This is a genomic window from Thalassospira sp. B30-1 (assembly GCF_015767575.1).
In the GTDB taxonomy this organism is placed as follows: Bacteria; Pseudomonadota; Alphaproteobacteria; order Rhodospirillales; family Thalassospiraceae; genus Thalassospira; species Thalassospira xiamenensis.
This window is the reverse complement of record NZ_CP065232.1, coordinates 3,523,222-3,549,575: the sequence shown is the minus strand read 5'-3', so window position 1 is coordinate 3,549,575 and position 26,354 is coordinate 3,523,222. Positions and strand designations below refer to the sequence as shown.

Genomic DNA, 26,354 nt, shown 5'->3' with positions numbered 1-26,354 from the left:
GAAGCCGCCCTTTTGCTCCGGGTCTTTTGTTAGAGAAAACGGTGCGCGGCCTTAGGCCGCGTTACCTTTTTTTGGCGGGTTGCGGCGTTGTTCGGCAGCACCGGGGGTCAGGCGGACAAAGGTGCGATCAGGCAGGCGCAGATCGACGATCAGCACGTCGCGTGACAGGATGTGATGTTCCTGATCAAGCTGATCGAGGCGGGCCCAGGCCTTGTCGATGTTTTCTTCGGGCAGGCGGATGAACATGCCGTTGGCAAGCTGGATGTTCCAGCGGCGGTTGCCGATGCGCTGTGCGCCGCTGACCATGTCAAACAGGCGCGGGATGGATTTGAGCGTGGTGAGCATTTCGCTGGCATGTTCGGGGGCGTCCGCGCCGACCACGACCGGCAGGTCAAGATAATCGCCCAGTTCATAATTCTGAAGCTGCGCCCCGTCGGCATCAATCACCACATGGCCGGTATCGGTCTGCCACAGGGCGACCGGCTGGCGTTCGGTGATCGAGACGATCAGGGTGTTGGGCAGGCGGCGTTCGACAATCGCATTGCGGACCCAGGAAAGCTGTTCGATGCGTTCGCGCGCGGCATCGACATCAAAGGTGACAATCGGGGTGCCGGGTTTCTGGCCGATGGCGGCCAGAAGGGCTTCGGGGTCGGTCTTTTCACGCCCCCGGACTTCGATGTTTTTCACCGTCATGCCAAATTCGGCGGAAAGGCGGATCGCCTCCACCTCGGCGACGGCATACCATTTTTCGGCCTTGCCGGTATACCACAGCGCAAAGGGCCCGGCGATCAGCAGGGCCGTGAGGCTCGACCACCAGAAAACACGCACCAGTTTTTTCAGGTTGGCACCAACGCCGTGCTGCTGTTGAAGCTTCTCGCGGCGTTCGCGCGCCTGTTCTTCGAGGGTTCCTAACGCTCGCATGAGGCGTCCTCGACCATCCAGGCGACAATGTCGGCGAAGCTTAGACCGTCGTGACGGGCGGCATCGGGGACAAGCGATGTCGGGGTCATGCCGGGCTGGGTGTTGATTTCAAGGATCGCGACGCGGTCATGGGCCGGGTCATAACGGAAATCGGCGCGTGCAATCCCGCGACAGCCCAGCGCACGATAGGCCTTTTCGGCGCAATCCTGAATTTTGGCGCGAAGGTCGCCGGGGATATCGGCCGGGATGATATGTTCCGAGCCGCCCGCGACATATTTTGACTCAAAATCATAAAAGGCGTGATTGCCGGTCATGATTTCGATGATTTCCATCGCCTTGCCATCCTTGACCGCGACGGTCATTTCACGGCCGGGAATGAATTCTTCCTGCATCACGCCATCGCCATGCATCCATTCACGCGCCAGCATGTTCTGTTCTTCCTCCGGCGTCAGGATAATTTCCACCCCGACAGAAGACCCCTCGTTATTGGGTTTCAGGACATAGGGTGGGGGCAGGGCATTGCCCGAGGCGATTTCATCGCGCGAGACCCAGACGTGGCGGGCGCAGGGGATGTCATATTCCATGAACATCGCCTTGGCCGACATTTTATCCATGGCGATGGAGGATGCGCGCACACCGGAATGGGTATAGGGAATGCCCATGATTTCAAGCAACCCTTGCACGCAGCCATCCTCGCCCCAGCGGCCATGCAGGGCGTTGAACACGACATCGGGTTTGGGATCGATGGCGGCAAGCTGCGCGGCGAGATCACGACCGGCATCGATTTCGGTGACGCGATAGCCCTTTTCACGCAGCGCCTTGATGCATTCCGTGCCCGAGGACAGGGAAACGGGGCGTTCTGCGGACCAGCCGCCATAAATGACGGCGACATGCTTGCTCATGCGTCTTTTCCTATGATCGAGTGTCCCAGTCGGTCGCCGATGCGCCGGATTTCCCAGCGCAGATCGACGCCACAATGTTTTTTCACGCGCTCGCGCACGGTTTCGCCGAGTTCTTCGAGATCAAAGGCGGTGGCATTGCCCAGATTGATCATGAAATTGCAGTGTTGCGGCGACATCTGTGCGCCGCCAATCGTCAGCCCCCGGCACCCGGCGGCATCAATGACTTCCCATGCGCGATCCGGCAGGGGATTGGCGAAGGTCGATCCGCCGGTGCGCGATTTGATCGGCTGTGATACCGCACGGGCTTCGTGGATTTCATCCATGCGTTTGGTGATCTCGGCCGGGTCGCCCGGCCTGCCACGCAGGATGGCGGATGTGAAAATCCAGTCTTCGGGCAGGCCGCAGTGCCGATATGTCATATCCATCGCCTTGGCGGTGACGGTATGAAGGTCGCCATTGCCGTCAATCGCATTGGCGCTGACCAGAACATCCTTGATTTCCGCGCCATAGGCCCCGGCATTCATGCGAAGCGCGCCGCCAATCGTGCCCGGAATGCCAGACAGAAATTCCAGCCCGGCAATCCCGGCGTCGCGCGCCATTTGCGCGACGTTGAGATCAAGCGCACCGGCCCCGGCATGAATTTCGCCGTCCTTGATGATGGCATCGGTAAAGGGCCGACCAAGGCGGATGACCACCCCGCGAATGCCGCCATCACGGACCAGAAGGTTTGATCCGACCCCGATGACGGTGATCGGAATTTCGGCCGGGCGGTTTTTGATGAAATCGGCGAGATCCATTTCATCAGCCGGGCGGAACATCACATCTGCCGGGCCGCCGACCTGAAACCAGGTGACCTTGGACAATTGTGCGCCTTCGCGCAGCTTGCCGCGCACCTTTGGCAGGCGATCAATAAGCGGTGTGTGATGTCCCGGCGTGCTCATGACAAACTCGTCAAATCCGTTTCAGGTTTCGGTTCAGTCTCAGTTCTTAAGCGCTTCAAGTTGGGCGGGCAGGGCGTTGGCCCATGCGCTGATCGATCCGGCACCGAGGCAGACGACCAGATCGCCCGGTTTGGCTTCTTTGGCGATCATGCTTGCCAGTGATTCCGGCCCTTCAAGGGCGGCAACGTGGCGATGGCCGCGATTGCGAAGCCCTTCGACCAGTGCGTCGCGCGTGGCACCCTCAATCGGGCTTTCGCCAGCTTCGTAAACGTCGGCGACGATCACGCTGTCGGCGTCGTTAAAGCAGGTGCAGAATTCCTCGAACAGGTCATGCAGGCGTGAATAGCGGTGTGGCTGGACCACGGCGATCACGTTGTTTTCGGTTGCCTTGCGGGCGGCCTTCAGCACCGCCTTGATTTCGACCGGGTGGTGGCCGTAATCATCGATGATGGTGACACCATCAACTTCGCCGGTTTTGGTAAAGCGGCGTTTGACGCCGGTGAAACCGTCAAAGGCGGAGACGATTTTATCGTCAGGAATGCCAAGTTCGAGGGCGACCGTGATCGCGGCCAGCGAGTTTGACACGTTATGATCGCCAACCATCGGCAGGCGGACATCCCTGATCACGCGTTCGGCGCTATCGACGCGTTCGCGAATGACGACGTCAAAGGTGCTTTGGCCGATTTCGGTGCGGACATTAACCGCACGGACATCGGCCTGTGGGGAGAAGCCAAAGGTAAAGATGCGGCGATCCGTGACCTTGCCGATCAGGGCCTGGACTTCGGGATGGTCGATGCACAGAACGGCAAAGCCATAGAACGGGATGTTCTGAACGAAGTTCTTGAACGCCTCGCGCAGCTGATCAAAGTTTTTCCAGTGATCAAGATGTTCCGGGTCGATATTGGTCACGACCGAAATGGTCGAGGGGACCTTAACAAAGGTGCCATCAGACTCATCGGCCTCGACCACCATCCAGTCACCATCGCCAAGGCGCGCATTGGTACCATAGGAATTGATGATGCCGCCATTGATCACGGTCGGATCAAGCCCGGCAGCGTCCAGCATGGTCGCGACCAGCGAGGTGGTGGTGGTTTTGCCGTGCGTGCCGCCAACCGCAATCGCGGCCTTAAGCCGCATCAGTTCGGCCAGCATTTCGGAGCGGCGAACCACCGGGATCATATCGGCGCGTGCGGCGACGACTTCGGGGTTGTCGGGTTTGACAGCGGTGGAGATCACCACCACCTTGGCGTCTTCGACATTGGCGGCCTGATGGCCGACGAAAACCCTGATCCCCAGATCGCGCAGGCGCTGCACATTGGCATTGTCGGAAATATCCGATCCCTGCACGGTGTAACCAAGGTTGTGCAGGATTTCGGCAATGCCGGACATGCCGATGCCACCAATACCGACAAAATGGATGGTGCCGATGTTGAGCGGCAGGGTGTTCATGGAGTGTCTCCTCATACCTTCTGGGGGTCTTTCTTTGTCATGTTATCATTATCGGGGCTACCGGCCGGGTTCAGCCCCAGCAGATCCAGCACCATGTCGGCCAGCCGTTCGGCGGCATTGGGGCGACCGGTGGCCTTGGCAGCCTTGGCAGCACGGGTGAGTGCGGCCGGGTTTTGCAGAAGCTTGGTCAAACGCTCGCTTAGAATTTCGATTGTAAACCGGTCCTGCGACATCAGCCACGCGCCACCTGCTTCTTCGACCTGCTGGGCGTTGAAACGCTGGTGATCGTCAATCGCACTTGGCAGCGGCACCAGAAGGGCCGGACGACCCGCTGCGGTGAGTTCGGCGACGGTGGAGGCACCGGAACGCGCAATCACCAGATGGCAGTCGCGCAGACGTTCGGGGATGTCATCGATAAAGGATGCCAGGGTCACATCAATGCCCGAACCCTCATAGGTTTTGCGCACGGCCTCAAGGTCTTCTTCGCGGGCCTGCTGGGTCACGATCAGGCGGTTGCGCAAATCACGCGGCAGGGCGACCAGTGCGGCGGGCAGGATTTCGGACAGAACGCGCGCGCCCTGCGACCCGCCGGTAATCAGCAGGCGCACCGGGCCCTCGGATGTCGGGGCGTCATATTCGGTGCTGGCAAGCGCGGCGACCTCGTGGCGGATCGGGTTGCCGGTCCAGATGACCTTGGCTTCGTCATTTGGCGCGATCAGTTTGACCGTCGGGAAGGATGTCGCGATGCGCTGTGCCGCCCCCGCAACCATCCGGTTGGCCCGGCCCAGCACCGCGTTCTGTTCATGAATGGCAAAGGGAATGCCAAGCCACTTGGCCGACAGGGTGGCGGGGATGGAGGCATAACCACCAAAGCCGATGACCGCGGCGGGGCGGGATTTTTTCAGAAGGGATCTGGCCTTCATCGTGCCAAGGCCAAGGCGAAGTGCACCGGTCAGACGGCCCTTAAGACCCTTTCCGGCAATGCCGCCCGCCGGCAGGATGATGGTTTCAACCCCCTCGACCCCCTCGGTATAGCGCGATGCACGGGCATCGGTAAAAAACAGCACATGCGCGCCGCGCCTGACAAGGGCGCGCGCCAGTGCAACCGCCGGAAACATATGGCCGCCGGTGCCGCCCGATGTCAGGGCGATCACCTGTCCTGCCAACGGGTGTTCCATCGGGGAAACTTCAATATTCTGGATGTCGGTCATCAGATCCACATATGCAACGACGGTTTGCCCCTATCAGAACCCGAGAAAGGTTAACATCCCTTCAAGCGCGGGCGTTTGTAGGGGAGGATTTTGTCGTTTTTTTGAGGGTGGATTGGTGGGTTTTGAGGTTTTGGGATGTGGGGCTCGGTTGATGGGGCAGGCGAGACCGAGCCTGTGGCGCGATGGACTCCGGAGACTCACACCACAAGTGCAACATCAGTTATAGTTGGTGTTGCGATGGGACAGGAATACAGGCAGCTCGGCCTTGACGAGCGTATAGAGATTTACCGCCTGCACCGGGCGGGGAAATCCGTTCGGGCGATAGCCGTGTCGATGGGGCGCGCCCCATCGACAATCTGTCGTGAGCTTCACAGAAACAGCCGGAAGACCAAGGTCTGGGATGGCGGTTACGAGCCTGCCCGGGCCCATGGTCTGGCCTTGAGGCGACGGCGATGGGACTGTCGTCATAAACTGGCGCGCCAACCGGCATTGCAGCAAAAGGTCCGGGATTGCCTTGCGATGGGATGGTCGCCGGAACAGATCGCTGGCCGGTTGGCGCGTGAACAGGGTGGCACAGTCATCAGTCATGAGTCCATCTATCGCTTTATCTATCATCGCAGTGCCCAGAAAGATTACTGGCACCGGCTGTTGCCGCGTGCCCGGCATCGCAGGGGACGCCTTGGCAAACGCGGCGGAAGCCCGGTGGATCGTATCCGCGACCGGGTCCCGGTCAGTCAGAGACCATCGGAAGCCGGAACACGCAAGCAAGCCGGTCACTGGGAGGCCGACCTGATGCTGTTCAGTCGCTACGGACAGGCGGTTCTGGTGACCCATGAGCGCAGATCGCGCTTCACACGGATCACGCGTCAACCGAACAAGGCAGCTCGTCCGGTGCTCGACAGCTTGCTGGGGCAGTTCCGGCATTTACCTCCAGCGATCCGGCGTTCGGTCACGTTTGACAACGGTACCGAATTTGCCTTGCACCATCAGCTTAAAAGCAGGCTGGGGATCGAGACTTTCTTCTGCGATCCGCATGCTCCCTGGCAAAAGGGCGGCGTGGAAAATGCCATTTGCCGGTTGCGTCGTTTTCTGCCGAGAAAGTCCGATCTTGCAAGTATCACACAGGAGCAGCTTGATGAGCTGGTTGCAAAATACAACAATACACCGAGAAAGTGCCTTAACTTCAAAACCCCTGCCGAGCTATTCTCTGAGCAGGTCAAACATGTTGCACTTCAAGTGTGAGTCCATCCTCCCGCTTTCGCGGGAGTGACGGTGGTTCTTGTGGTTGGGAAGTGAACCCCAAGTTTGTCATTCCCGCGCAGGCGGGAATCCAGTTTTCAGGTCAGGTTTGCCAATAAGACGAAATTTCAGTGAATAGGGGAGCAAGAAGCTAGCTTTCGAGTGTTTTAGCGATTTCATTGGCTTCTTTGTCAATGAAGCTAGCCGCTGCACCTGTCCTGATGCCGCTTCGAACCGCGACGCGGTTTATGCGGGCTTCGAAGTAATTGCGTATCGGTGTCCAATCTTCATATTGCCCGCTTTCCGCCCAGCAGGCGCCTAGACGCCCCACCAGAGCCGCAATCCAGTCGGCCGCCTGCAATGTCTGGTATCGATTGCTTTCAACCTGAAAAGGAGGCTCGATCAGTCTGCGGCGTGGGTCGTCAGTATTATACATTGCTTGAGCAGCAGCGGTGACGAGTGCATCCCGTTGGTCATGTTCATCAAGGACCAGCAGGAAAGAGGTTCCTGACGGGCAATCATCTTCGCAAAACTGATTGATGCGTTTTATGGCTTCGCGGAGGATGGAAATATAGAGCCGGTTGGGTTCATGCTCTTCGGGGGATGCGGTTTTTTCTGTTCCGACAAAGAATACCTTGCCACCGATATTTTCAATTTTATTGAACAGCCGGTTGGTGAAATGCCGGAGTTCCGGATACTTTGAGATATTGCGCAGGGTGTAGAGGGCAGCGCCTTTTTTCTCCCACGTTGCCGGGTGTTTTCCCGCCCGCTTTATTTCCCAATCCAGCAATTCCTGTTTTCTCTGGAAAAACCAGGTACCGAAAGATCGGACTTCTGATGCAGGCAATATCAAACCTGCGAGGCCAAAAACCGGGCTTTCTTTATATCGTGGATGGATGCGGGAAACGTAGGGGCCGATATGACCAAATTCATCAAGATAGGCGATGTAGGTCATGTGTCTCCCCCAGAAACACGAAGACCCACGATGAACGTGGGCCTCGGAAAGCGTGCACAAACTTTCATTCGTGCGACGCATGAACAATATGGTCCACTATTGACGGTATCGTCAATTAAAAAGTTACAGACAGTAACAGTTGTTGCGATCATTACGTTAGCAGGTTGGCCGATTTTGATATTGTTTCCGATGCCGGAGTTTTAGTCGATATCAATCTTATACAGCACCGAATCAACCCGTTTTGCCAGCCGGTCATAAAGGCGTTGGGCGCCGTGGTTGTCGCTGGCGGTGAGCCAGTAGAGGCGGAGCCAGTTGTTTTGTTTTGCCTGTTCTTGCAGGGCGTCCATCATCAGGCTGCCGATGCCGCGGCTGCGGTGATCGGGCGATACCCAGAAATCTTCGAGATAGGCGACATCGCGCAGCGTGAAGGTGTGTGGATGGATGATGAGGTGGGCCAGTCCGATGACGGATTGGTCATCATCATCTTGGTCATGATCCAAGGCCAGCCATGCCTGCATCGGGTGGCTGGGGTCAAGGATGCGCTGCCACAGGCCATCAATCACGTCGTCAGGCATGTCGGGTGCGCCGAACTGGATGATGTTTTGCCGCCAGAGGCGTTCCCATCCGGTGCGGTGGCGGGCTTCGGCATGCTGGATATCGATCATGGTGGGGCCTTGGTGTCGTGTTTGGGGCGAACAGGTACGGGTACTGTATCGCTAAAAGTCAATCAAGGCTGGTGTTTTTGAGGAAGGAGCAGACTGGACTCCCGCTTTCGCGGGAGTGACGGTGGGTTTTGGAGGGAGGGAGCGGTCGCTGCCCCTTTGTCGTCATTCCCGCGAAGGCGGGAAGATGGACTCACACTTGAAGTGCAACATGTTTGACCTGCTCAGAGAATAGCTCGGCAGGGGTTTTGAAGTTAAGGCACTTTCTCGGTGTATTGTTGTATTTTGCAACCAGCTCATCAAGCTGCTCCTGTGTGATACTTGCAAGATCGGACTTTCTCGGCAGAAAACGACGCAACCGGCAAATGGCATTTTCCACGCCGCCCTTTTGCCAGGGAGCATGCGGATCGCAGAAGAAAGTCTCGATCCCCAGCCTGCTTTTAAGCTGATGGTGCAAGGCAAATTCGGTACCGTTGTCAAACGTGACCGAACGCCGGATCGCTGGAGGTAAATGCCGGAACTGCCCCAGCAAGCTGTCGAGCACCGGACGAGCTGCCTTGTTCGGTTGACGCGTGATCCGTGTGAAGCGCGATCTGCGCTCATGGGTCACCAGAACCGCCTGTCCGTAGCGACTGAACAGCATCAGGTCGGCCTCCCAGTGACCGGCTTGCTTGCGTGTTCCGGCTTCCGATGGTCTCTGACTGACCGGGACCCGGTCGCGGATACGATCCACCGGGCTTCCGCCGCGTTTGCCAAGGCGTCCCCTGCGATGCCGGGCACGCGGCAACAGCCGGTGCCAGTAATCTTTCTGGGCACTGCGATGATAGATAAAGCGATAGATGGACTCATGACTGATGACTGTGCCACCCTGTTCACGCGCCAACCGGCCAGCGATCTGTTCCGGCGACCATCCCATCGCAAGGCAATCCGGACCTTTTGCTGCAATGCCGGTTGGCGCGCCAGTTTTGACGACAGTCCCATCGCCGTCGCCTCAAGGCCAGACCATGGGCCCGGGCAGGCTCGTAACCGCCATCCCAGACCTTGGTCTTCCGGCTGTTTCTGTGAAGCTCACGACAGATTGTCGATGGGGCGCGCCCCATCGACACGGCTATCGCCCGAACGGATTTCCCCGCCCGGTGCAGGCGGTAAATCTCTATACGCTCGTCAAGGCCGAGCTGCCTGTATTCCTGTCCCATCGCAACACCAACTATAACTGATGTTGCACTTGTGGTGTGAGTCTCCGGAATCCAGTTTTGGCGGAAGCAGGATAAGGCTGTTTGGGAAGGGAAACGCCGCACCAAAGGTGCGGCGTTGTCGGGGTGTGGTTGGGTGATTGTCGGGTTATGGAGCGACCTTGATCGCGATTTTGCCCCGGAGGCCGTTATCGGGATTTTCCAGCCGGGCGTGGGCAAGCGGGATGTCGGCGAGTGAATAGACGGCACCGACATGGGGGCGAAGCTGACCGCGTTCGATCAGGGTGCTTAGCTCGTCAAGTTTGCCCCGGTTCTGGCGGGTGAACACGAAGTGGTAGCTGGCGTTTTTGCCCCAGGCTTCGATCAGGTTCTGTGGCTGTGCGATATCGACAATCGAGACAACGCGGCCAAGCTGGGCCAGTGCATCGGCACTTTTGGCGAGTGTATTGCCGCCGATGGTATCAAAGATGACATCCACCCCATTGCCATCGGTTTCGCGCAGGATGGCATCTACATAATCCTCCTTTGTGTAATCGATGAGGACGTCGGCACCGAGGCTTTGGGCGAATTCGAAGTTATCTTCGCGCACGGTGGTAAAGACCTTTGCGCCAATTGCCTTTGCCAGTTGGATTGCCACATGGCCGACACCGCCGGCACCGCCGTGGATCAGGATGCTTTCACCGACCCGAAGGCCCGCACGCACCACCAGTGCCTCCCACGCCGTGCCGCCGACCAGCGTCAGACTGGCGGCTTCAAGGTGGCTGAGTGAGGCCGGTTTTTTGCCGATAATTTTTTCCGAAGCGACATGGTATTCGGCGTAGCTTCCCGGACCGTCAAAAATCTGCGGGGTGTACCAGACTTCATCGCCGGGAACGAAGCTGGTGACGCCGGGGCCGACACTTTCGACGACGCCCGAAACGTCATGCCCGGTAATGGCGGGCAGGGGCACATAATCGGGATAATCACCGCGCCGGACCTGATAATCCAGCGGGTTGATGGAGGTTGCGTGGACACGGACAAGGACCTGTCCGGCCTGCGGGACGGGCATGGCGACGTCCTGAAGTTCAAACGCTTCCGGGCCGCCAAAGGATTTGAGTATCTGGGCTTTCATTGTCTGGGCTTTCATTTTGCTACCGAATTTCGGTAAAAAGGGATATCGCAATTTCTCGATATATTGTGGCAAAAAAACTACAGTTCTTTTCCGATAGCCTCGGCAAGAGCGCGGATGGTTGCTTCGTTCCGCTTGTAGTAGGTCCACTGACCGATGCGTCTGACTTCCACCAGACCCACCCGTTGCAGCGTCGCAAGATAATCGGACACCGTCGATTGCGACAGTCCGACACCTTCCTGAATACTGCTGACGCAAACTCCAACCGTATTGACGTCGCCTTCATCCTGCGGAGGGAAGTTCTTCGCGGGCTCTTTCAAGCCTTTGAGGATTTCAAGGCGGGTCCGGTTCGAGAGGGCTTTGAATATTTCGAGCATTTCCATGACGCGAAATATATCGGGATTTTCCGATATGTCAATATGCGGAATCAACCGGGCAGGTATGCGTGGCTGCGAGGGTGAGTGTTGGGTCATGGAGTGGTTTTAAGGAGTTTCAGAGAGCTAATCTTGCAGATTATCCAGTATGATCTGCGCCATCCGTTCGCTTTGACCATGATACGCCTCGATTGAAGCTCTTATCATCTGTTCCTGGCTGGTTTTCGTCCAGTCAATGAAATAACCGGCCCATTCGTATATATCGCCAAACAAGTGTTTGTGTATGCGTTGCATATGAGAAAGGTCGAAGGTTTTATCGCGATTTTTCAGGGGAGTTTCTGCAAGTTGCGATGTGCGAACTGCAACAATACCCCCTTCAAACGCCTCAAGCTCGGCTTGATTTTCAAAACCGAGCTTGTTCTTCATTACGCCCGTTTTAGCGTCCAGATAATCGTCGTTTGAACTATACTTTCCCACTCGCAATACGGTCTTTCAGGCGAGCCAGTACGTTTTCAATATCGAGTAACCCATCAGAATAGCGCTGCAAATCAGCGAGGGTGGTGGGGTCAACTTTCAGCCCTTCCAGACGCTGACTTGCCACGGCGTTGGCTACGTGACGCTGCCGGTCAAAAAGTTGCTCTTTAGTTGTCATTCCAGAACACCTTAAGGTTAACTTTGGATGAGGCAATTATAGCTGAAATCATCAGATGTGAACAGCAATAGGTCCTGACCTTGATCAATGCCTTAAGAGGGGGGCAGAAACCGCGATGTTCGTGATGCCTGATCGCTGTTTTATTCGCCCGGGCGTTTGCGGGTCAGGGCCAGAACGAAGCCCATGCCGATTGCGATGCCGACGGTGGCGGAGCCGCCATACGAGATGAAGGGCAGGGTCATGCCTTTTGGCGGGACGAGTTGCAGGGTGGAGGCCATGTTGATCACCGCCTGCAAACCGAACTGGACCAGAATGCCGGTCACCGCCAGCACGACGAAAAGGTTGCGTTCGCCCATCAGGCGCGAGAGGCCGCGCATGATGACGAAGCTGAACACACCAACCACGAGAACGCAGAACAGAAGGCCGAATTCCTCGCCCGCAACCGCAAAGATGAAGTCGGAATGGGCGTCGGGCAGGAAGTTTTTTACCGAACCCTCGCCGGGGCCCTGACCCATCAGGCCGCCATTCATGAAGGCCTCCATCGAGCGGTCGATCTGATAGTTATCGCCCGATGCCGGATCAAGGAAGCGGTCCACACGCGACTGCACGTGCGGCAGGATCAGATAGGCCCCGACCGCCAGGCCGACCACACCCATGCCAAGGCCAAAGACCAGCACCATCGGAAGGCCCGCGAGGAAAATCTGGGTTGACCAGATGGCGGTGACGACGACGGTCTGGCCAAAGTCGGGCTGGATCATCAGCAGGATGATGCAGGTCGCAAGCAGCATGCAGGAGACGATATAACCCGGAAAGTTCGGGTTAAGCCGGCCTTCGGACAGCATCCATGCAATCACGACGGCAAAGGCCGGTTTGAGGAATTCGGACGGTTGCAGCGTGATCCCGGCGAGATGAATCCAGCGCACCGCGCCCTTGATTTCCGAGCCGACAAAGGGGGTGATGATCAGAAGGCAGATGACGCCCAGAAACATGATCGAGGCCAGACGCCGCACCCATTTGATCGAGAGCAGCGAAATGCCAAAGGCGCAGATCGCGGCAAGGCCGAGAAACACGAACTGGCGACGGACGAAATGGAAGCTGTCGACATTGATGCGGTCCGCCACCGGCGGGCTTGCCGACATGACGAGCAGTGCACCGATCCCCATCAGAAGGATGACAGCCGCCAGCATCCAGCGATCAATCGTCCACCACCAGATGCCAAGTACCGAGGTATCGGCACGCGAAAAGGCGATGTTGCTGTTGCTGTTGCCAAACAGGGATTTCATGGTTTCTCCTGCCCAGCGGTATTAGCCAGTGCGTTAAACAGATCGCGGAAGGCATCGCCGCGGGCTTCGAAACTTTTGAATTGATCAAAGGATGCGCAAGCCGGCGAGAGCAGCACGACCGGCATATCGACCGCACGCGATTGGATGGCGTCCTTGGCATCAAGGAACGCCGCCGCCGTGGCGCGATCAAGGGTTTCGCATTTCTGCCAGGGCAGATCATCGCCGAGCGTTTCGGCAAAGGCGTCGGCGGCCGCACCGATCAGATAGACCTTTTTGATCTGCGGATAAAACGCCTGAAGGCCGTCAATGCCGCCTTCCTTGGGCTTGCCGCCCAGAATCCAGTAGATATCGCGATAGGCCGAAAGCGCCTTGGCGGTGGCTTCGGCGTTGGTGGCCTTGCTGTCATTCACAAAGGTCACGCCATCGACCATGCCCAGCCGTTCCTGCCGGTGGGCGAGGCCGGGGAAGGTCATGATGCCGTCGATGATCTGGGATGCCGCCACCCCGCGTGCCCGACAAAGCGCATAGGCAAACGCGATATTTTGCCAGTTATGGACGCCGGGCATATGGGTGACGGTGACCAGATCCATGATGCGGGTTTGCGCACCGGTCAGGTCATCGATCAGCCAGCCATTTTCAACGTAAATGCCATGCGGGCTTGGTTTGTGGACCGAGACCTCGATCACGCGACGGCCGCCTTCGCGGGCGAGTTCAACCGCCATGCGCGCGCACGGATCATCATCAACCGAAATCACCGCCCATTTCGGGCCCTTGTTGCGGGCAAAGACAAGGCGTTTGGCCCCGATATAACCATCCATGCCGCCATGCCGATCCAGATGATCCGGCGTGATGTTGAGCAGGCCACAGGCATCGAAGCTGGCGTCATGGAGCAGTTCGAGCTGATAGGAGGAGAGTTCAAGCACGAAGCAATCGTCCGCACCGGCAGGATCAAAGCCCAGGGCCGGATTGCCGAGATTGCCGCCCGCCTGGGTTTTGATCCCGGCATGGGCGAGGATATGGGCGGTCAGGGCCGTCGTGGTCGATTTGCCGTTGGTGCCGGTGATCGCGATGCTGGGCACGTCGGGAAGGGCGGTGCAGAGCAGTTCGACATCGCAGATGATCGGTTTGCCCGCACGGCGGGCCTTTTCAGCCGCCGGATGCGGGGTCGGGAAGGTGGACGGGATGCCGGGGCTTATGACCAGCATATCGGGTTCGGTCCAGTCACATTCCGCCAGATTGATCGGGGCGAGGCCGAAGGCCTCTAGCTGGCCACGGCTTTCCGCGTTGTCATCCCACGCCCAGACGATGGCCCCGCCATTGACCAGTGCCTTGACACTGGCCAGGCCGGATTTTCCCAGACCCAGAACCGCGATGGTTTTGCCGCGCAGATGTGACAGGTCGATCAAGGCGGGATGTCCTTAATTTAACGGAGTTTAACGGAGTTTAAGCGTTGCCAGCCCGACAAGGGCCAGAATGACGGCGATGATCCAGAAGCGGATGACGATGGTCGGTTCCTGCCAGCCCTTTTTTTCGAAATGGTGATGCAGCGGCGCCATACGAAACACGCGCTTGCCGGTCATTTTGAACGAGCCGACCTGAATGATCACCGACAGCGTTTCAAGGACAAACAGACCGCCAATGATGGCAAGAACCAGTTCGTGTTTGGTGACAACCGAAACAGCACCCAGCGCACCGCCCAAGGCCAGCGACCCGGTATCGCCCATGAACACCATGGCCGGTGGGGCGTTGTACCACAGGAAGCCAAGACCAGCCCCGACAAGGGCACCGAGGAAGATGGTCAGTTCGCCCGATCCGGCGACATAGTGGACCTGTAAGTATTCGGCGAACTGGATGTTACCGATCAGATAGGTGATGAGCGCGAAGCTGGCCGCCGCAATCATGACCGGGACAATGGCAAGGCCATCAAGGCCGTCGGTCAGGTTGACGGAGTTGGACGCGCCGACCATGACAAACATCGCGAAGGGTACAAAGAACCAGCCGAGATCAAGCAGGTAGTTCTTGAAGAACGGGAAGGCCAGCGCGGTTGATAGCGGATCGGCAGTGTTGGTGGAAATCCACCATGCAGCGGCGGCGGCAATGGAAAACTGACCAAGCAGTTTCAGTTTGCCCGGCAGGCCCTTGGTGTTTTTCTTGGAGACTTTCAGGAAATCATCAAGGAAACCAAGGAAGCCATAGCCGATGGTGACCAGCAGCACCGCCCAGACATAGGCATTGGACAGATCCGCCCAAAGCAATGTGCCGATGGATGTGCACAGCAACAGCAAAAGGCCGCCCATCGTCGGCGTGCCCTTTTTGGTCAGAAGGTGGCTTTCGGGGCCGTCATCGCGGATCGGCTGGCCTTCGCTTTGTTTGGAGCGCAGCCAGTTGATCAGGGACGGGCCCAGCACGAAGGCCAGAATAAGGGATGTGATAATCGCCCCGCCGGTCCGAAACGTGATGTAACGAAACAGGTTGAAGATCGGAAACTGGTCGGCCAGCGGATAAAGCAGATTATAGAGCATCGCCCCGGGGGTTCCTTCTGCGTCTTAATTTTTGGATGCGGCGCCAGATGCGCCATCCGATGATTTTAAGGCCGAGACAATTTTCGAAACGTAAATGCCAAGCGATCCTTTGATCAAAACCACGTCACCGGCCTGCAAATCGGCCTTTATCGGGTCGATTGCGTCTTCGGCGGTGTCAAAATGGCCAGCAAGAAGGCCGGCTGGCAGGGTTTCCGTCAGGTTGGCCATCAAAGGGCCGACCGTATAAACACGTTCGATGCCAAGGGCAACCAGCGGCTGATGCAGGTCCGCATGCAGTTTTTGCGCATCATCGCCCAGTTCGCGCATGTCACCCAGAACCGCGATTTTGCGGCCTGATCCTTCGGGTTTGCTTTGCGCCAGCACGCTTAAACCCGCCATCATCGAGGTCGGATTGGCGTTATAGGCATCGTCAATCAGGGTATAGGTGCCATCAGCCCCATTGGGCAGCGGCAGAATATGGGTTTCCCCGCGACCGGCGGGCGGGGTGAAATCGGCCAGATCCTGTGCGGCGCGCAGCACATCACCGCCGATTGCATCAACGCAGGCCAGAACCGCAAGCGAGTTCATGACCCAGTGTTCGCCGGGGCAGCCGATGAAATATTCGATATCGCGACCGCCGATACGCGCACGCACGGCAGAACCATTGGCGACAATGTTGGCTTCGAACAGGCGGTAATCGGCCATGGCATCGGTGCCAAAGCACTTGATGTTTTTAATGCCGAGTTCCTTGGCCCGACGCGCCAATGCAAAATAATGCATGTTGTCGCGGTTGAGGATCACGGTGCCATCGGCATCAAGGCCATCAAAGATTTCAGCCTTGGCCTGTGCGATTTCGGCCTCGTCCCTGAAATATTCGGTATGTGCGCCGACGACGGTTGTGATCAGGGCGACCTTGGGGCGGACCATCTTGACCAGCGGGCTGATTTCGCCGGGATGGTTCATGCCGATTTCAAATACGCCATATTCGGCCGCCACCGGCAGGGTGGCGAGGCTCATGGGGACGCCCCAATGGTTGTTGAAGCTCGCAGGGCTGGCGTGGGTCTGACCCTGTTCGTTCAGAACGTATTTGAGCGCCTCTTTGGTGCCGGTTTTGCCGACAGAGCCGGTGATCGCGACGATTTTGGCGGTGCTGCGTTCGCGCCCGGCAAGGCCAAGGCGGACCATGGCATCCAGCGTATCATCGACCACAAGGGCCGGTGCGCCATTGCCAAGGGTTTTGGTATCCGACACCATCGCGGCGGCACAGCCGTTATCAAGGGCGGCCTGGGCGAATTTGTGACCGTCGAAATTGGGCCCCTTGAGCGCGATGAACAGATCGCCCTTGGCGGTCTTGCGGCTGTCAATTGATACGCCGGACGCCTGCCAGTTGCCGGTGGCCTTGCCCCCGGTGGCTTTTTCGGCGTCTTTTGCCGTCCATAAAACAGCCTTGGTCATTTTTGGGTTTCTTTCGTATCCGCATCCAGCACGATCTTTGGCGTCGTGGCTGGTTTTAAAATCAATCAGTTACCGCCCAGAAGGATGTTGCGCGCGACCGCGGCATCATCAAAAGGCAGAACCGTATCGCCGACAATCTGGCCTCTTTCATGGCCTTTTCCGGCAATAATAAGAATATCGTTGCGTTGCAGAATGCCGATGCCGCGTTTGATTGCCTCGGCCCGGTCACCGATTTCAACCGCACCGTCGCAGGCGGCCTTGATCGCAGCACGGATTTTGGCGGGGTCTTCGCTTCGGGGGTTGTCATCGGTGATGATGGCAATATCGGCGTTTTCCTTGACCACGCGGCCCATTTCCGGGCGTTTGCCGGTGTCACGGTCACCGCCTGCGCCAAAGACGCAGATGATGCGGCCCTTGGCGTGTGGGCGGACAGCCTTGATCACGGTTTCAAGTGCATCAGGCGTGTGGGCGTAATCGACAAAGACCGGTGCGCCGAAGCTTGTTTTGCCAACCAGTTCCATGCGGCCCCGGACACCTTCGAGCTTTTCAAGGGCGGCAACCGCATCATCGACATCCGCACCCGACGCAATGACGATGCCAAGGGCGGCAAGGGCGTTCATCACCTGGAACGAGCCCATAAGCGGCAGATGCACGCCATATTCGCCCTTTTCAATGGCGAGCTTGAGCTTGGTGCCGGTGGCATCGGGCTTGGCTTCGAGCAGTTTGATATCGTCGGCAGCAAGGCCATAGGACATCACCGAAATGCCGCGTCCTTCGCACATCGAGCGCAGGATTTTAAATTGCGGGACATCGGCATTCAAAACCGCAGTGCCGTCGTCCGCCAGAAGATCGGCAAACAGGCGGGCCTTGGCGGCGAAGTATTTTTCGAAATTGCCGTGATAATCAAGGTGATCGCGGGTCAGGTTGGTAAAGGCGGCAACCGTGACTTTCACCCCGTCAAGGCGATGCTGGTCAAGCCCGTGCGAGGAGGCTTCCATCGCGACATGGGTGACACCGATTTCAGCCATTTCATTAAGGCTTTGATGCAATGCCACCGGATCGGGCGTGGTGAGTGATCCGGGGATTTTGGCCCCGGCGGCACGAATGCCGAGGGTTCCGATGGAGCCCGACATATTGCCCATGATCGTCCAGAGCTGTTCGGTGAAAACGGCGGTGGAGGTTTTGCCGTTCGTCCCCGTGATCGCCGCGATATTGGCCGGTTGTTTGCCATAAAAACGCGCGGCCAGTTGGGCGTAACGCTGTCGCGGGTTTTCCACCGGGATCAGGGGAACCGTTGCGGCCATGGGTTTGGGCGTGCCGTCCTTTGCCAGGATGGCGGCTGCACCAAGGCGGATCGCATCATCGATATATTTCGATCCGTCGGTTTTGGCACCGGACAGGGCGGCAAACAGATAGCCATCCTTCACGGTGCGTGAGTCTGCTGTCAGGCCCGTAATGTTCGGGTCCTGTCCGTCGGCATGTTTAAGTGCCGCTTGATCACCTGCCATGAGTTCAGAAAGACGCAAGTTTGCGCTCCCCCTTGCGAAGGTCGATCTGCAGCGCTTGCTCAATCTCCGGCGCCTTCGCATTCGCCGGTTCAATGCCCAGAAGGGGAGCAATACGTGTCACAACCTTGCCTACTGCCGGGGCGGACACCCAACCGGCCGTGGCAAATCCATAAGTTTCTTTTGTGCCTTTGGGCTCGTCCAGCGTCACCAGAACCACATATTTCGGGTCCTGCATCGGGAAGGCGGCGACAAAGGTCGACATGCGGGCGTTCTTGACATAGCGCCCGTTCACGAGTTTTTCCGACGTCCCGGTTTTACCCCCAAGGAAGTAACCCGGAACTTCAGCCTTTTTGCCCGATCCATCGGTCACGACGAGGCGCATCAAACGCCGCATCTTGTCCGAGGTCTGCCGGGAAATAATACGTTCTCCCGCCGGTGCGCCGTCCTGTTTGAGGATCGTTGCCGGGCGCAAAATGCCGCCATTTGCAAGGGCGGAAATGCCGCTGACAACCTGAAGGGGTGTCACGGCAAGACCATGGCCAAAGGAAATGGTCATGGTGTTCACTTCGCGCCACGGATTGGGCACAAGCGGGGAGCCGACTTCGGGCAGCTCGATTTTCGGGGTATCGAGAATGCCGAATTTCTTGAGATATTTGCGCTGGGTCTCGGTCCCGAAATCAAGGGCGATGCGGGCCGACCCAATGTTTGACGAATATTTGATGATCTCGGCGACTGATAACCAGCGGTTTTCGCCGCGATAGTCGCTAATCGCGAAGCGTCCGACGCGGATCGGCTGGGAGGCGTCATACATGCTTTGCAGATTGACGGTGCCGGTTTCAAGCGCAATGGCGGTGTTAAACAGTTTGAACACCGAGCCCATTTCATAAACGCCCAGCGTTGCGCGGTTAAAGCGCGCGTCGGCGGGGGCCTGACCGGGGCGGTGCGGATCAAAATCGGGCAGCGACATCATGCCGAGCACTTCGCCGGTATAGATATCCATGACCATGCCGGTCGCCCCGACCGCATCATAGGTTTTCATCGCGCTTTCGACTTCTTCCTCAAGCGCGTATTGAATGCGGGTATCAAGGGAGAGTTGCAGCGGGCCGTTATTGATGCGCAGTTCGTTATCGAATTTGCGTTCGACACCGGCAATGCCGTTATTGTCGATATCGGTAAAGCCCAGCACATGGGCAAACAGGCGACCATGCGGATAGACGCGGCGTTCTTCACGCTGGAAATTAAGCCCCGGCACGCCAAGCGAGTTGACGGCATATTGCTGTTCAGGGGTCAGGTTGCGGCGGATCCAGACGAAAGCCTTTTGCGAGCTTAGATGACGGATCAGGGTATCGCGATCGAGTTCGGGCAGGACGGTCAGCAATTGATCAGCCGATCCGACCGGGTCCTTGATCACGCGCGCATCGGCATAAAGCGAATTGGTCGGAAGATCGGTCGCGATCAGCATGCCGTTGCGATCAACGATATCGGCACGTTCGGTTTTGAGTTCGCGGGTATCCGATCCCGATGCCATTTCGGGTTCGTTGCCCTGACGCAGAACGGTGGCATCGACCAGACCCGCCGTGATCCAGACAAAGCCAACGGCAAACATCGCACCGGTAATGAAGATGCGGTTGCGCGCGGTTTCAATCGCGTGACGTTCGCGTTGATCGGGGCTGAGTTCCGGGCGGTCACCGCGCAGCCAGTATGAGAAACGATGGAAGCTCATTGTCCGCCCTCCTGCGCATCGGACCGGGTTGCGGCAAGCGACGGGGCATTGATGATCATGGCTTCGGCGGCTTCGTCCGGGGCCAGTTCATCGGGGCGCGCACGCGGCACCGGCAGGAAGGCGACGGCTTCGCCGAATTTATCAAGACGGTACTGGTGCAGATCGGCGTCTTCGGGCAGGTCATCGATGCTGGCCATCTGAAGCGGGGCGATCTGATCGAGTTTAAGGTAAGTCTTGGCCAGGCTTTCGATGCGTTGCGGATTGTTCAGGTAGCTCCATTCCGCTTCGAGGACGTGGATGCTTTCCTGTTCATTGAGGATTTCCGACTGAATGGCGGAATAGCGTTTTTCAAGGCGTTCGACTTCGTGCGACACCCAATAGGTGCCAGCACCAATAACGATGGTCAGAAACAGCCCGATAAAGGTCATGGCGCGTGTCATTTACGCCCCCCTTGAGTTGCGGGCTGTTCATTGCGGGCAACCGCACGCAGTTTGGCCGAACGCGCACGCGGATTGGCGCGCAGTTCGTCTTTTTGCGCGGTTACGGCCTTGCGGGTGATGGTGGTGAAGGTCGGGGTTGCGACCTCTGGCTCGCCCGGAAGGCGGCGCGACATTTTCGACGGATCGCCCGAGCGTTCCTTCATGAAGGTTTTGACACTGCGGTCTTCGAGCGAATGGAAGGTCACGACCACCAGACGGCCACCGGGTTTGAGCAGGTTTTCAGCCGCCTGCATGGCGCGTTCGAGTTCGCCCAACTCGTCATTGACGTAAATGCGAAGGCCCTGGAAGGTGCGGGTTGCAGGATCGATGCCGTCCTTGGATTTGCGCACGACCGACCGCACCGCGCGGGCCAGTTGCAGGGTGGTTTCAAAGGGGGCCTCGGCGCGCATTTCAATGATTTTATGCGCGACCTTGCGCGATGCGCGTTCCTCGCCATAACGATAGATGACGTTGGCGATGTCTTCTTCGTCGGCGGTATTGATGAAATCAGCCGCCGTCGGGCCGGACATCGACATGCGCATATCAAGCGGCCCGTCTTCGCGGAAGGAAAATCCGCGGTCGGCCTGATCAAGCTGCATGGAAGATACGCCGATATCAAGGACGATGCCGTCCACCTGATCAACGCCAGCAGCGGGCAGAAGGGTGCCCATATCGCCAAAGCAGCCTTCGAGCATGTGGAAGCGATTGGCGTAATCGGCTTCCATGGCCTTGCCGGTGGCAACGGCGGTCGGATCGCGGTCGATGGCGTAAAGTTCGCAGTCCGCATGATCGAGAATGGCGCGGGAATATCCACCCGCGCCAAAAGTGCCGTCCACCATGATCTCACCCGCCCCGGGGGACAGGGCATCGAGAACTTCGCGCAATAGCACCGGCTTGTGCGGGCCATCGCCTGTGGCGAAGCTGAGGTCATGGATGCTCATCACGCGCTCCCCCCATCATCTGGTCCCTCTTCATCCGGGGCGATTTCGCCGGTCGGGGCAGCGGGGCGGCTGCCCGGCGCGAAATCGGATGCCGGTTTGAGTTTGAGGGTCGATCCGCGATTGAAGGTGCGGGTGCGGCTTGCATCCTGCAGCGGTTTGAAGATTTCCGGGTTCCAGATGCGGAAGGTGCGGCCACGGCCGACAAAGGCGACCTGATCTTCGATGCGGGCGAATTCGATCAGTTCCGGGGGCAGGATGATGCGGCCTTCGCCGTCAAACGGCAGCATGTGGGATGCGCCAAGAATGGTATCGGCAAGGTCATCTGCCTCGTCCGAGAACATCGCAAGTTCGTCAATCGACGCGGCAATGCGGTCCATGTGGCTTTCGCCACAGCCTTCAAGAGCGGCTTCCTTGTGGGATTGATACAGATAGATGCCAGCGAAGGTTTCGCGTTCCAGGGTCGCACGGAACCGCTTGGGCACGGAGACGCGCCCTTTTCGGTCCAGCTTGTGAATGTGCGTTCCTGTGAACAGCACTTCGCCATTCCCCTGATCAAAAACCCATTTCGAACCGCCAGAGAATGATCAGTTTCCGCGTCGAAATGGATATGCCCCGCATGACACCGTAAATGTGCCTAGTTATGGGGTACCATGGGTTTTGATGGGGGTCAATGGGAATTGATGGGATCAAATAGGGTAATAATGTGGTTTCCTGCGGCTTTGGGGCATATCGGAATGGGGGGCAAATGGGCCAAAAGTAACCGTTTTCCGGGTGATTTCCGGCTCTCGCCCATCAAAACCCACAGGCGTCCCCATGTCCGCCCATGCAAATCCATTCGCAGACCATTTTTGTCCTGCATGGGATGTGACGGGATGACGGGGAGGCATTTCACGCAACATGGCGATGATCCGGTTTGGGGGCCGATCCCGGCTTCGGGGATTGGCATTTGATCGTTAATCGGTTTTGATGGGGCAATGTTGCCCGCGATCCGGTCCGTGCTGATATGCTATGATGATGATCCTGATGCGGGGCGGCGTCAGGACAGGCGAAGGGAACGAGTGTTGCGGAAAAAAGCTGCCATATTGTTAATGACTTGTGCCCTGGTGGCAGTTTTTGGCATTCGGGCATCGGTGCATGCCCAAAGCCTTCAGTTGGATAAGGGCAGTGCGACAATCACGCCCGAGGTCACGTCGCCGGAAATGCGCCAGTTATTGCCCTTGATCATGCAGCAGTTGCAGAATAATCCGCAATTGATGGGGCAGTTCGGGCTTGGCGGGCTTGGTGCGCTTAACGGACTGGGCGGGCTTGAGGATGGCGAGGGCATGCCTGCGGGCACAGGCGCCAACGGCACGGGTGCGGCGGCCATCCCCGGGCTTGAGGATGCGATTGCCAAGGCGCTGGCAAAGCAGAATGCGGCGAGTGCTGCCGCAACCGGCATCCCCGAACAAGTGACAATGTATCGGCAGCAATATCATCCGATCGACATGGATCACGATGCGCGCATCAGTGCCGACGAGGCCGCGTCCTATGCGAGCTGGATGTTTCGGCGGCGTGATATCAATGGCGACAGTGTCCTGGTGGCGCGTGAATTTGCCGCGGTCGAGGCATTGCCGGGATCGCCGGAGGCCAACCGGCAGCGGCTGCGGACCGAAAGCCGGCGGCTGGAATTGCTGTTTGGCGGGGTTGATGCCAATTCTGACAAAATGATCAGCAAGGATGAATTCCTTGAATATGCCAAGGCGCAGTTTGATGAAAAGCGCGGGAACGATGCGGATATTGATCCGTTTGCGTTTCAGACGGTTCTGCCGTTTCAATAGCGCGATGATGTGCCTTGGCGGTGTTTAACCGATTTGTCATGGCTTGGCGCGTGACAGAACGGGGCCTTCGGGCCTATGACAGGAAGCGCACAAGCCCGAAATAGACCGGCACCCGGCAATGTCCGGTCAACCGGCGCGGATGGAGAGTGACCATGGACAGCAACGAATTTTTTGCCCCGGCCCGGACCCCGTCCGACGATACCGCCGCACCGGCGGATGATGCTGCATTGGTCAGTAGCGGCGATGCTGTTGATGGCGAGGTTAACAGCGCGGGAAGTGTGGCAAAGCCGCCAAAGGTGGAGCGCACGCCGGTCTGGATCGACCTTTTGAACCCGTCCGATGATGAAATTCACGAGATTGAAAAGCGGTTTGCCATCGAGGTGCCGACCCGCGAGGAAATGCAGGAGATCGAGCTTTCATCGCGGTTGTATGACGAAGACGGCGCGCTTTTCATGACGGTATCGGTCCTAAACAAGGCCAATAGTGACGAGCCGGAAACCACCGCGATCACCTTTATCCTGGTCAAGAAAACGCTGATTACCCTGCGCTATGCCGACCCGGTGCCGTTCAAGACCTTTATCCGGCGGGTCAATCGCAGCCCGTCGCTGGCGTCCAGCGCCGAGGCGGTTCTGTTCGGGTTGCTGGAACAGATTGTTGACCGGCTGGCCGATATCATGGAACAGGCGGCCGCCGACCTTGAAGGGTTGTCAAACATCGTTTTCGCCAATCCCGATGACCCGGCCCATGATCAGGATCACCGGGCGGTTCTGCGCCGCATCGGGCGGGCCGGGAACCTTTCGGGCAAGGCCAAGGACAGTTTGCTGAACCTGCATCGGCTGGGGCTGTTTCTGTCGACGCAGACGCGGCTTAAAAAGGATGCCAAGACGCGGCTTAAAACCATTTCGCGCGATATCGTGTCGATCACCGAACATGCCAATTTCATCGCCAACAAGGTGACGTTCCTGCTTGATGCGACGCTGGGCATGATCAATCTGGAACAGAACAATATCATCAAGATTTTCTCGGTCGCGGCAGCGGCATTTCTGCCGCCGACTCTGATTGCGAGCATTTATGGCATGAATTTCAGCGTCATGCCGGAGCTTGACTGGCAGTTTGGTTATCCGCTGGCGATTGGCCTGATGGTGCTGTCGGCTGTTCTTCCGCTTTGGTATTTCAAGCGGAAAGGGTGGTTATAAGCCGCTTGAGTAATTTGGCGCCGCAGGGAATGTGCCGTTTTGTTGGTCAATTTTTACATCAGAAATTCGAACCTTTACGGGTTCCCAAAATCTAACGCACTTTCGACGTCTGTATACCCCAAATTTGAAGCGCATTTCGCTACTAGAGGTCCCAATTTGGTTCGGGGCAATGAAGGTGCTGAAATCATTGGAGATGCCCGAAATGTTTTCCGCCGATGCTTGTATTTTCATAAGTCCATTTGAATATGCGTTTGCATCGATTTTCAGTCTTATCTTCAGTGTTTCTGGTGTTTGGCTTGGTTCTTCGAGGTTGCTGGTTGTGTAGCCCGCGATTAAATCTGAAATATCAAGCTGCGAACTGGTGTTTCCCGCATTGTATTGAATGATATCGAACCAGAGGCGCCCGTTCATCGAATAGCTTTTATCAAATGGTGCCCATCGCAGTGAAAATAACTGATCGCCATATTGCAATTGGCCGAATACCAAATAGCCCTTGCCGGTCTGCGCAACTGCCCATGGTGCTTCCAATGTGTACTCCCATTCCCCTCCGCTGGTTCGCCACACGCTATCGGGATTTGTCGTTACGGGGTCAATTTTTGTAATTGATAGTTCGTTTCTGTCAAAATCATCACCGACTTCAATGCGCTCTTTGCGTCGTGCGTCGCGAGGCCATAAATCTCCCATCAATAAATCGAAATCAGCACTTGACCCGTTTGCAGTGTAGCGTTGGGTTGCTTTCAATGGACTGGGCGCGTTGTGTCTGACCTTGCAGCTTGGAATCATGATGATTGGTCCTTAGGATGAAATGGCATCCAAAGATTTCATTTTTAATCAAAATAATCAATCATTAGTTGAGAATCGCTGTCTATATTCTGTCGGTGCCACGCCCAGATGTTTGACGAAGCAGCGGCGCATGCGTTCGTCATCGCCAAAGCCGCAATTAAGCGCGATCTGGCTGATGCGTTTGTCGGTTTGTTCAAGGGCGGTTCTTGCGGCTTCGAGACGCATCAGTTCGACTGCGCGCGCCGGGCTCAGGCCGGTGGCGGATTTGTAGGTGCGTGAAAAGTTGCGCGGGCTCATGCCCGTCTGTTCGGCGAGGTCTTCGACCGCAAGGCGGGTTTGAAGGTTTTGCGTGATCCAGCCATGCAGATCGTCAAAGCGCCCGGTGCTGTCATTGGCCTGATGTTCAAGCGGCAGGCTGAATTGTGACTGGCCGCCGGGACGGCGGATGAAGACGATCAGGCTGCGCGCCACGGCAAGGGCGGCGTCACGGCCAAGATCCTGTTCGATCATCGCGACCGCCATATCAATCCCGGTTGTTACCCCGGCCGAGGTCCAGACCGGGCCATCGCGGACAAAAATCGGATCGGGGGCGACACGGCTTTGCGGGAACATGGCCTGCAGACGGTCGCACCAGCGCCAGTGCGTCACACAGGCGCGATTATCAAGCATCCCGGCAGCGCCGAGAATAAACGCCCCGATACAGACCGACCCGATGCGGGGGATTTGAGCGCGATATTTTTCAAGCCAGCCGATCAGATTGGCATCACCCAGCGCATCAAGCATTTCATCGGACCCGGCGGCGATCAGGGTGTCGATTTCACCCGGATCAAGATCGGCAAGGGCGACGGTATCCAATGCGATGCCGGTATCGGTCATGATCGGGCCGCCGTGGCTTGAGGCCAATATGGTGCGATAAAGCGGGGTGCCGGTTGCCGGATCGCGGGCCTCGTGAAACGCCTGTAAGGGGCCGGTGACATCAAGCATCACGGTTTGCGGGGTGAGGATGAAAGCGATGAGGTGGGGCAGCCGGGGCATCAAGG

Annotated in this window: 27 protein-coding genes; 3 read left to right on the top strand and 24 right to left on the bottom strand. The window is 57.6% G+C overall.

Translation table 11 applies throughout. The annotated features are described in order from the left end of the window. Positions 1-51: 51 nt before the first annotated feature. The 5 genes from IT971_RS16765 to murG are packed head-to-tail and all read right to left on the bottom strand — an operon-like array spanning position 52 to position 5,424. Complete coding sequence (locus IT971_RS16765) at positions 52-921, bottom strand: cell division protein FtsQ/DivIB (RefSeq protein ID WP_063095118.1); 870 nt, start codon at positions 919-921, stop codon at positions 52-54. Then, positions 909-1,823, bottom strand: coding sequence for a D-alanine--D-alanine ligase (locus IT971_RS16760; protein WP_063095121.1), 915 nt, complete (start codon positions 1,821-1,823; stop codon positions 909-911). The genes IT971_RS16765 and IT971_RS16760 overlap by 13 nt, the downstream gene beginning before the upstream one ends. Continuing rightward, positions 1,820-2,764 carry a UDP-N-acetylmuramate dehydrogenase gene (murB, locus tag IT971_RS16755; RefSeq protein WP_063095123.1) on the bottom strand — a complete coding sequence of 315 codons (945 nt, stop codon included), beginning with the start codon at positions 2,762-2,764 and terminating at the stop codon, positions 1,820-1,822. The genes IT971_RS16760 and murB overlap by 4 nt, the downstream gene beginning before the upstream one ends. Before the next feature lie 39 nt (positions 2,765-2,803). Continuing rightward, positions 2,804-4,213: a UDP-N-acetylmuramate--L-alanine ligase gene (murC, locus tag IT971_RS16750; protein WP_063095125.1), complete on the bottom strand. Its 1,410-nt coding sequence runs from the start codon at positions 4,211-4,213 to the stop codon at positions 2,804-2,806. Between the two features lie 11 nt (positions 4,214-4,224). Further along, positions 4,225-5,424 (bottom strand): undecaprenyldiphospho-muramoylpentapeptide beta-N-acetylglucosaminyltransferase, encoded by a 1,200-nt coding sequence (murG, locus tag IT971_RS16745; protein ID WP_082822636.1) that lies wholly within the window; start codon positions 5,422-5,424, stop codon positions 4,225-4,227. A gap of 135 nt (positions 5,425-5,559) precedes the next feature. Here murG and IT971_RS16740 point away from each other — a divergent pair, with 135 nt between their 5' ends. Next, a complete protein-coding gene (locus IT971_RS16740; RefSeq protein ID WP_196871082.1) occupies positions 5,560-6,666 on the top strand; it encodes an IS30 family transposase in 1,107 nt (368 codons plus the stop codon). A gap of 148 nt (positions 6,667-6,814) precedes the next feature. Here IT971_RS16740 and IT971_RS16735 read toward each other — a convergent pair whose 3' ends face one another. The 17 genes from IT971_RS16735 to IT971_RS16655 all read right to left on the bottom strand — a co-directional run bounded on the left by IT971_RS16735 (position 6,815) and on the right by IT971_RS16655 (position 22,054). Continuing rightward, on the bottom strand, positions 6,815-7,618 hold the full coding sequence (locus IT971_RS16735; RefSeq protein WP_065701674.1) for a DUF3800 domain-containing protein: 804 nt from the start codon (positions 7,616-7,618) through the stop codon (positions 6,815-6,817). Positions 7,619-7,818: 200 nt separating this feature from the next. After that, positions 7,819-8,283, bottom strand: a complete 465-nt coding sequence (locus tag IT971_RS16730; RefSeq protein WP_065701673.1) for an N-acetyltransferase — start codon at positions 8,281-8,283, stop codon at positions 7,819-7,821. 190 nt (positions 8,284-8,473) lie between these two features. Beyond that, a complete protein-coding gene (locus tag IT971_RS16725) occupies positions 8,474-9,196 on the bottom strand; it encodes an IS30 family transposase (protein WP_196871081.1) in 723 nt (240 codons plus the stop codon). Next, entirely contained in the window at positions 9,153-9,476 is a 324-nt protein-coding gene (locus IT971_RS22600; RefSeq protein ID WP_196871080.1) for a helix-turn-helix domain-containing protein, read from the bottom strand. The genes IT971_RS16725 and IT971_RS22600 overlap by 44 nt, the downstream gene beginning before the upstream one ends. A gap of 145 nt (positions 9,477-9,621) precedes the next feature. Further along, on the bottom strand, positions 9,622-10,599 hold the full coding sequence (locus tag IT971_RS16715) for a zinc-dependent alcohol dehydrogenase family protein (protein ID WP_196871079.1): 978 nt from the start codon (positions 10,597-10,599) through the stop codon (positions 9,622-9,624). Positions 10,600-10,661: 62 nt separating this feature from the next. Beyond that, positions 10,662-11,012 (bottom strand): metalloregulator ArsR/SmtB family transcription factor, encoded by a 351-nt coding sequence (locus tag IT971_RS16710; RefSeq protein ID WP_339723780.1) that lies wholly within the window; start codon positions 11,010-11,012, stop codon positions 10,662-10,664. A gap of 69 nt (positions 11,013-11,081) precedes the next feature. Next, positions 11,082-11,381, bottom strand: coding sequence for a hypothetical protein (locus tag IT971_RS16705; protein ID WP_063093900.1), 300 nt, complete (start codon positions 11,379-11,381; stop codon positions 11,082-11,084). Positions 11,382-11,418: 37 nt separating this feature from the next. Then, a complete protein-coding gene (locus tag IT971_RS16700) occupies positions 11,419-11,607 on the bottom strand; it encodes an antitoxin VbhA family protein (protein WP_063093899.1) in 189 nt (62 codons plus the stop codon). Positions 11,608-11,747: 140 nt separating this feature from the next. Beyond that, positions 11,748-12,890 carry a putative lipid II flippase FtsW gene (gene ftsW / locus IT971_RS16695; protein WP_037992162.1) on the bottom strand — a complete coding sequence of 381 codons (1,143 nt, stop codon included), beginning with the start codon at positions 12,888-12,890 and terminating at the stop codon, positions 11,748-11,750. Beyond that, complete coding sequence (gene murD / locus IT971_RS16690) at positions 12,887-14,296, bottom strand: UDP-N-acetylmuramoyl-L-alanine--D-glutamate ligase (RefSeq protein WP_063093898.1); 1,410 nt, start codon at positions 14,294-14,296, stop codon at positions 12,887-12,889. Before murD ends, ftsW begins: the two co-directional genes overlap by 4 nt. A 27-nt stretch (positions 14,297-14,323) precedes the next feature. Then, entirely contained in the window at positions 14,324-15,412 is a 1,089-nt protein-coding gene (mraY, locus tag IT971_RS16685) for a phospho-N-acetylmuramoyl-pentapeptide-transferase (protein ID WP_007089739.1), read from the bottom strand. A gap of 24 nt (positions 15,413-15,436) precedes the next feature. After that, positions 15,437-16,867, bottom strand: a complete 1,431-nt coding sequence (gene murF, locus IT971_RS16680; protein ID WP_063093897.1) for a UDP-N-acetylmuramoyl-tripeptide--D-alanyl-D-alanine ligase — start codon at positions 16,865-16,867, stop codon at positions 15,437-15,439. A gap of 65 nt (positions 16,868-16,932) precedes the next feature. Next, positions 16,933-18,393, bottom strand: a complete 1,461-nt coding sequence (locus IT971_RS16675; RefSeq protein ID WP_074624785.1) for a UDP-N-acetylmuramoyl-L-alanyl-D-glutamate--2,6-diaminopimelate ligase — start codon at positions 18,391-18,393, stop codon at positions 16,933-16,935. Continuing rightward, a complete protein-coding gene (locus IT971_RS16670; protein ID WP_007089736.1) occupies positions 18,380-20,098 on the bottom strand; it encodes a penicillin-binding protein 2 in 1,719 nt (572 codons plus the stop codon). Before IT971_RS16670 ends, IT971_RS16675 begins: the two co-directional genes overlap by 14 nt. After that, the gene (locus tag IT971_RS16665; RefSeq protein ID WP_007089735.1) at positions 20,095-20,538 is read right to left on the bottom strand and encodes a hypothetical protein; all 444 of its coding nucleotides are present in this window, start codon (positions 20,536-20,538) and stop codon (positions 20,095-20,097) included. Before IT971_RS16665 ends, IT971_RS16670 begins: the two co-directional genes overlap by 4 nt. Next, complete coding sequence (gene rsmH / locus IT971_RS16660; RefSeq protein ID WP_063093893.1) at positions 20,535-21,518, bottom strand: 16S rRNA (cytosine(1402)-N(4))-methyltransferase RsmH; 984 nt, start codon at positions 21,516-21,518, stop codon at positions 20,535-20,537. Before rsmH ends, IT971_RS16665 begins: the two co-directional genes overlap by 4 nt. Further along, positions 21,518-22,054, bottom strand: coding sequence for a division/cell wall cluster transcriptional repressor MraZ (locus IT971_RS16655; protein ID WP_037992169.1), 537 nt, complete (start codon positions 22,052-22,054; stop codon positions 21,518-21,520). The genes rsmH and IT971_RS16655 overlap by 1 nt, the downstream gene beginning before the upstream one ends. 567 nt (positions 22,055-22,621) lie before the next feature. Between IT971_RS16655 and IT971_RS16650 the strand changes: the two genes are divergently transcribed. Continuing rightward, entirely contained in the window at positions 22,622-23,335 is a 714-nt protein-coding gene (locus IT971_RS16650) for a hypothetical protein (protein WP_223305256.1), read from the top strand. Between the two features lie 152 nt (positions 23,336-23,487). Then, on the top strand, positions 23,488-24,531 hold the full coding sequence (gene corA, locus IT971_RS16645) for a magnesium/cobalt transporter CorA (protein WP_063093889.1): 1,044 nt from the start codon (positions 23,488-23,490) through the stop codon (positions 24,529-24,531). Here corA and IT971_RS16640 read toward each other — a convergent pair. After that, entirely contained in the window at positions 24,526-25,314 is a 789-nt protein-coding gene (locus IT971_RS16640; RefSeq protein WP_063093888.1) for a hypothetical protein, read from the bottom strand. The genes corA and IT971_RS16640 overlap by 6 nt on opposite strands. A gap of 57 nt (positions 25,315-25,371) precedes the next feature. Beyond that, positions 25,372-26,349 carry a GlxA family transcriptional regulator gene (locus IT971_RS16635; protein WP_063093886.1) on the bottom strand — a complete coding sequence of 326 codons (978 nt, stop codon included), beginning with the start codon at positions 26,347-26,349 and terminating at the stop codon, positions 25,372-25,374. Between the last annotated feature and the right edge of the window lie 5 nt (positions 26,350-26,354).

What these genes read in the sequence shown, in the direction of transcription:
- murB (WP_063095123.1), bottom strand. Translation starts at nt 2,764, where the DNA reads ATGAGCACGCCGGGACATCACACACCGCTTATTGATCGCCTGCCAAAG.
- IT971_RS22600 (WP_196871080.1), bottom strand. Translation starts at nt 9,476, where the DNA reads ATGGGACAGGAATACAGGCAGCTCGGCCTTGACGAGCGTATAGAGATT.
- IT971_RS16735 (WP_065701674.1), bottom strand. Translation starts at nt 7,618, where the DNA reads ATGACCTACATCGCCTATCTTGATGAATTTGGTCATATCGGCCCCTAC.
- murF (WP_063093897.1), bottom strand. Translation starts at nt 16,867, where the DNA reads ATGACCAAGGCTGTTTTATGGACGGCAAAAGACGCCGAAAAAGCCACC.
- rsmH (WP_063093893.1), bottom strand. Translation starts at nt 21,518, where the DNA reads ATGAGCATCCATGACCTCAGCTTCGCCACAGGCGATGGCCCGCACAAG.
- IT971_RS16740 (WP_196871082.1), top strand. Translation starts at nt 5,560, where the DNA reads ATGTGGGGCTCGGTTGATGGGGCAGGCGAGACCGAGCCTGTGGCGCGA.
- IT971_RS16760 (WP_063095121.1), bottom strand. Translation starts at nt 1,823, where the DNA reads ATGAGCAAGCATGTCGCCGTCATTTATGGCGGCTGGTCCGCAGAACGC.
- IT971_RS16765 (WP_063095118.1), bottom strand. Translation starts at nt 921, where the DNA reads ATGCGAGCGTTAGGAACCCTCGAAGAACAGGCGCGCGAACGCCGCGAG.
- IT971_RS16730 (WP_065701673.1), bottom strand. Translation starts at nt 8,283, where the DNA reads ATGATCGATATCCAGCATGCCGAAGCCCGCCACCGCACCGGATGGGAA.
- IT971_RS16640 (WP_063093888.1), bottom strand. Translation starts at nt 25,314, where the DNA reads ATGATTCCAAGCTGCAAGGTCAGACACAACGCGCCCAGTCCATTGAAA.
- IT971_RS16665 (WP_007089735.1), bottom strand. Translation starts at nt 20,538, where the DNA reads ATGACACGCGCCATGACCTTTATCGGGCTGTTTCTGACCATCGTTATT.
- IT971_RS16705 (WP_063093900.1), bottom strand. Translation starts at nt 11,381, where the DNA reads ATGAAGAACAAGCTCGGTTTTGAAAATCAAGCCGAGCTTGAGGCGTTT.
- IT971_RS16715 (WP_196871079.1), bottom strand. Translation starts at nt 10,599, where the DNA reads ATGAAAGCCCAGACAATGAAAGCCCAGATACTCAAATCCTTTGGCGGC.
- corA (WP_063093889.1), top strand. Translation starts at nt 23,488, where the DNA reads ATGGACAGCAACGAATTTTTTGCCCCGGCCCGGACCCCGTCCGACGAT.
- ftsW (WP_037992162.1), bottom strand. Translation starts at nt 12,890, where the DNA reads ATGAAATCCCTGTTTGGCAACAGCAACAGCAACATCGCCTTTTCGCGT.
- IT971_RS16635 (WP_063093886.1), bottom strand. Translation starts at nt 26,349, where the DNA reads ATGCCCCGGCTGCCCCACCTCATCGCTTTCATCCTCACCCCGCAAACC.
- IT971_RS16725 (WP_196871081.1), bottom strand. Translation starts at nt 9,196, where the DNA reads ATGGGATGGTCGCCGGAACAGATCGCTGGCCGGTTGGCGCGTGAACAG.
- murG (WP_082822636.1), bottom strand. Translation starts at nt 5,424, where the DNA reads ATGACCGACATCCAGAATATTGAAGTTTCCCCGATGGAACACCCGTTG.
- IT971_RS16670 (WP_007089736.1), bottom strand. Translation starts at nt 20,098, where the DNA reads ATGAGCTTCCATCGTTTCTCATACTGGCTGCGCGGTGACCGCCCGGAA.
- murC (WP_063095125.1), bottom strand. Translation starts at nt 4,213, where the DNA reads ATGAACACCCTGCCGCTCAACATCGGCACCATCCATTTTGTCGGTATT.
- mraY (WP_007089739.1), bottom strand. Translation starts at nt 15,412, where the DNA reads ATGCTCTATAATCTGCTTTATCCGCTGGCCGACCAGTTTCCGATCTTC.
- IT971_RS16700 (WP_063093899.1), bottom strand. Translation starts at nt 11,607, where the DNA reads ATGACAACTAAAGAGCAACTTTTTGACCGGCAGCGTCACGTAGCCAAC.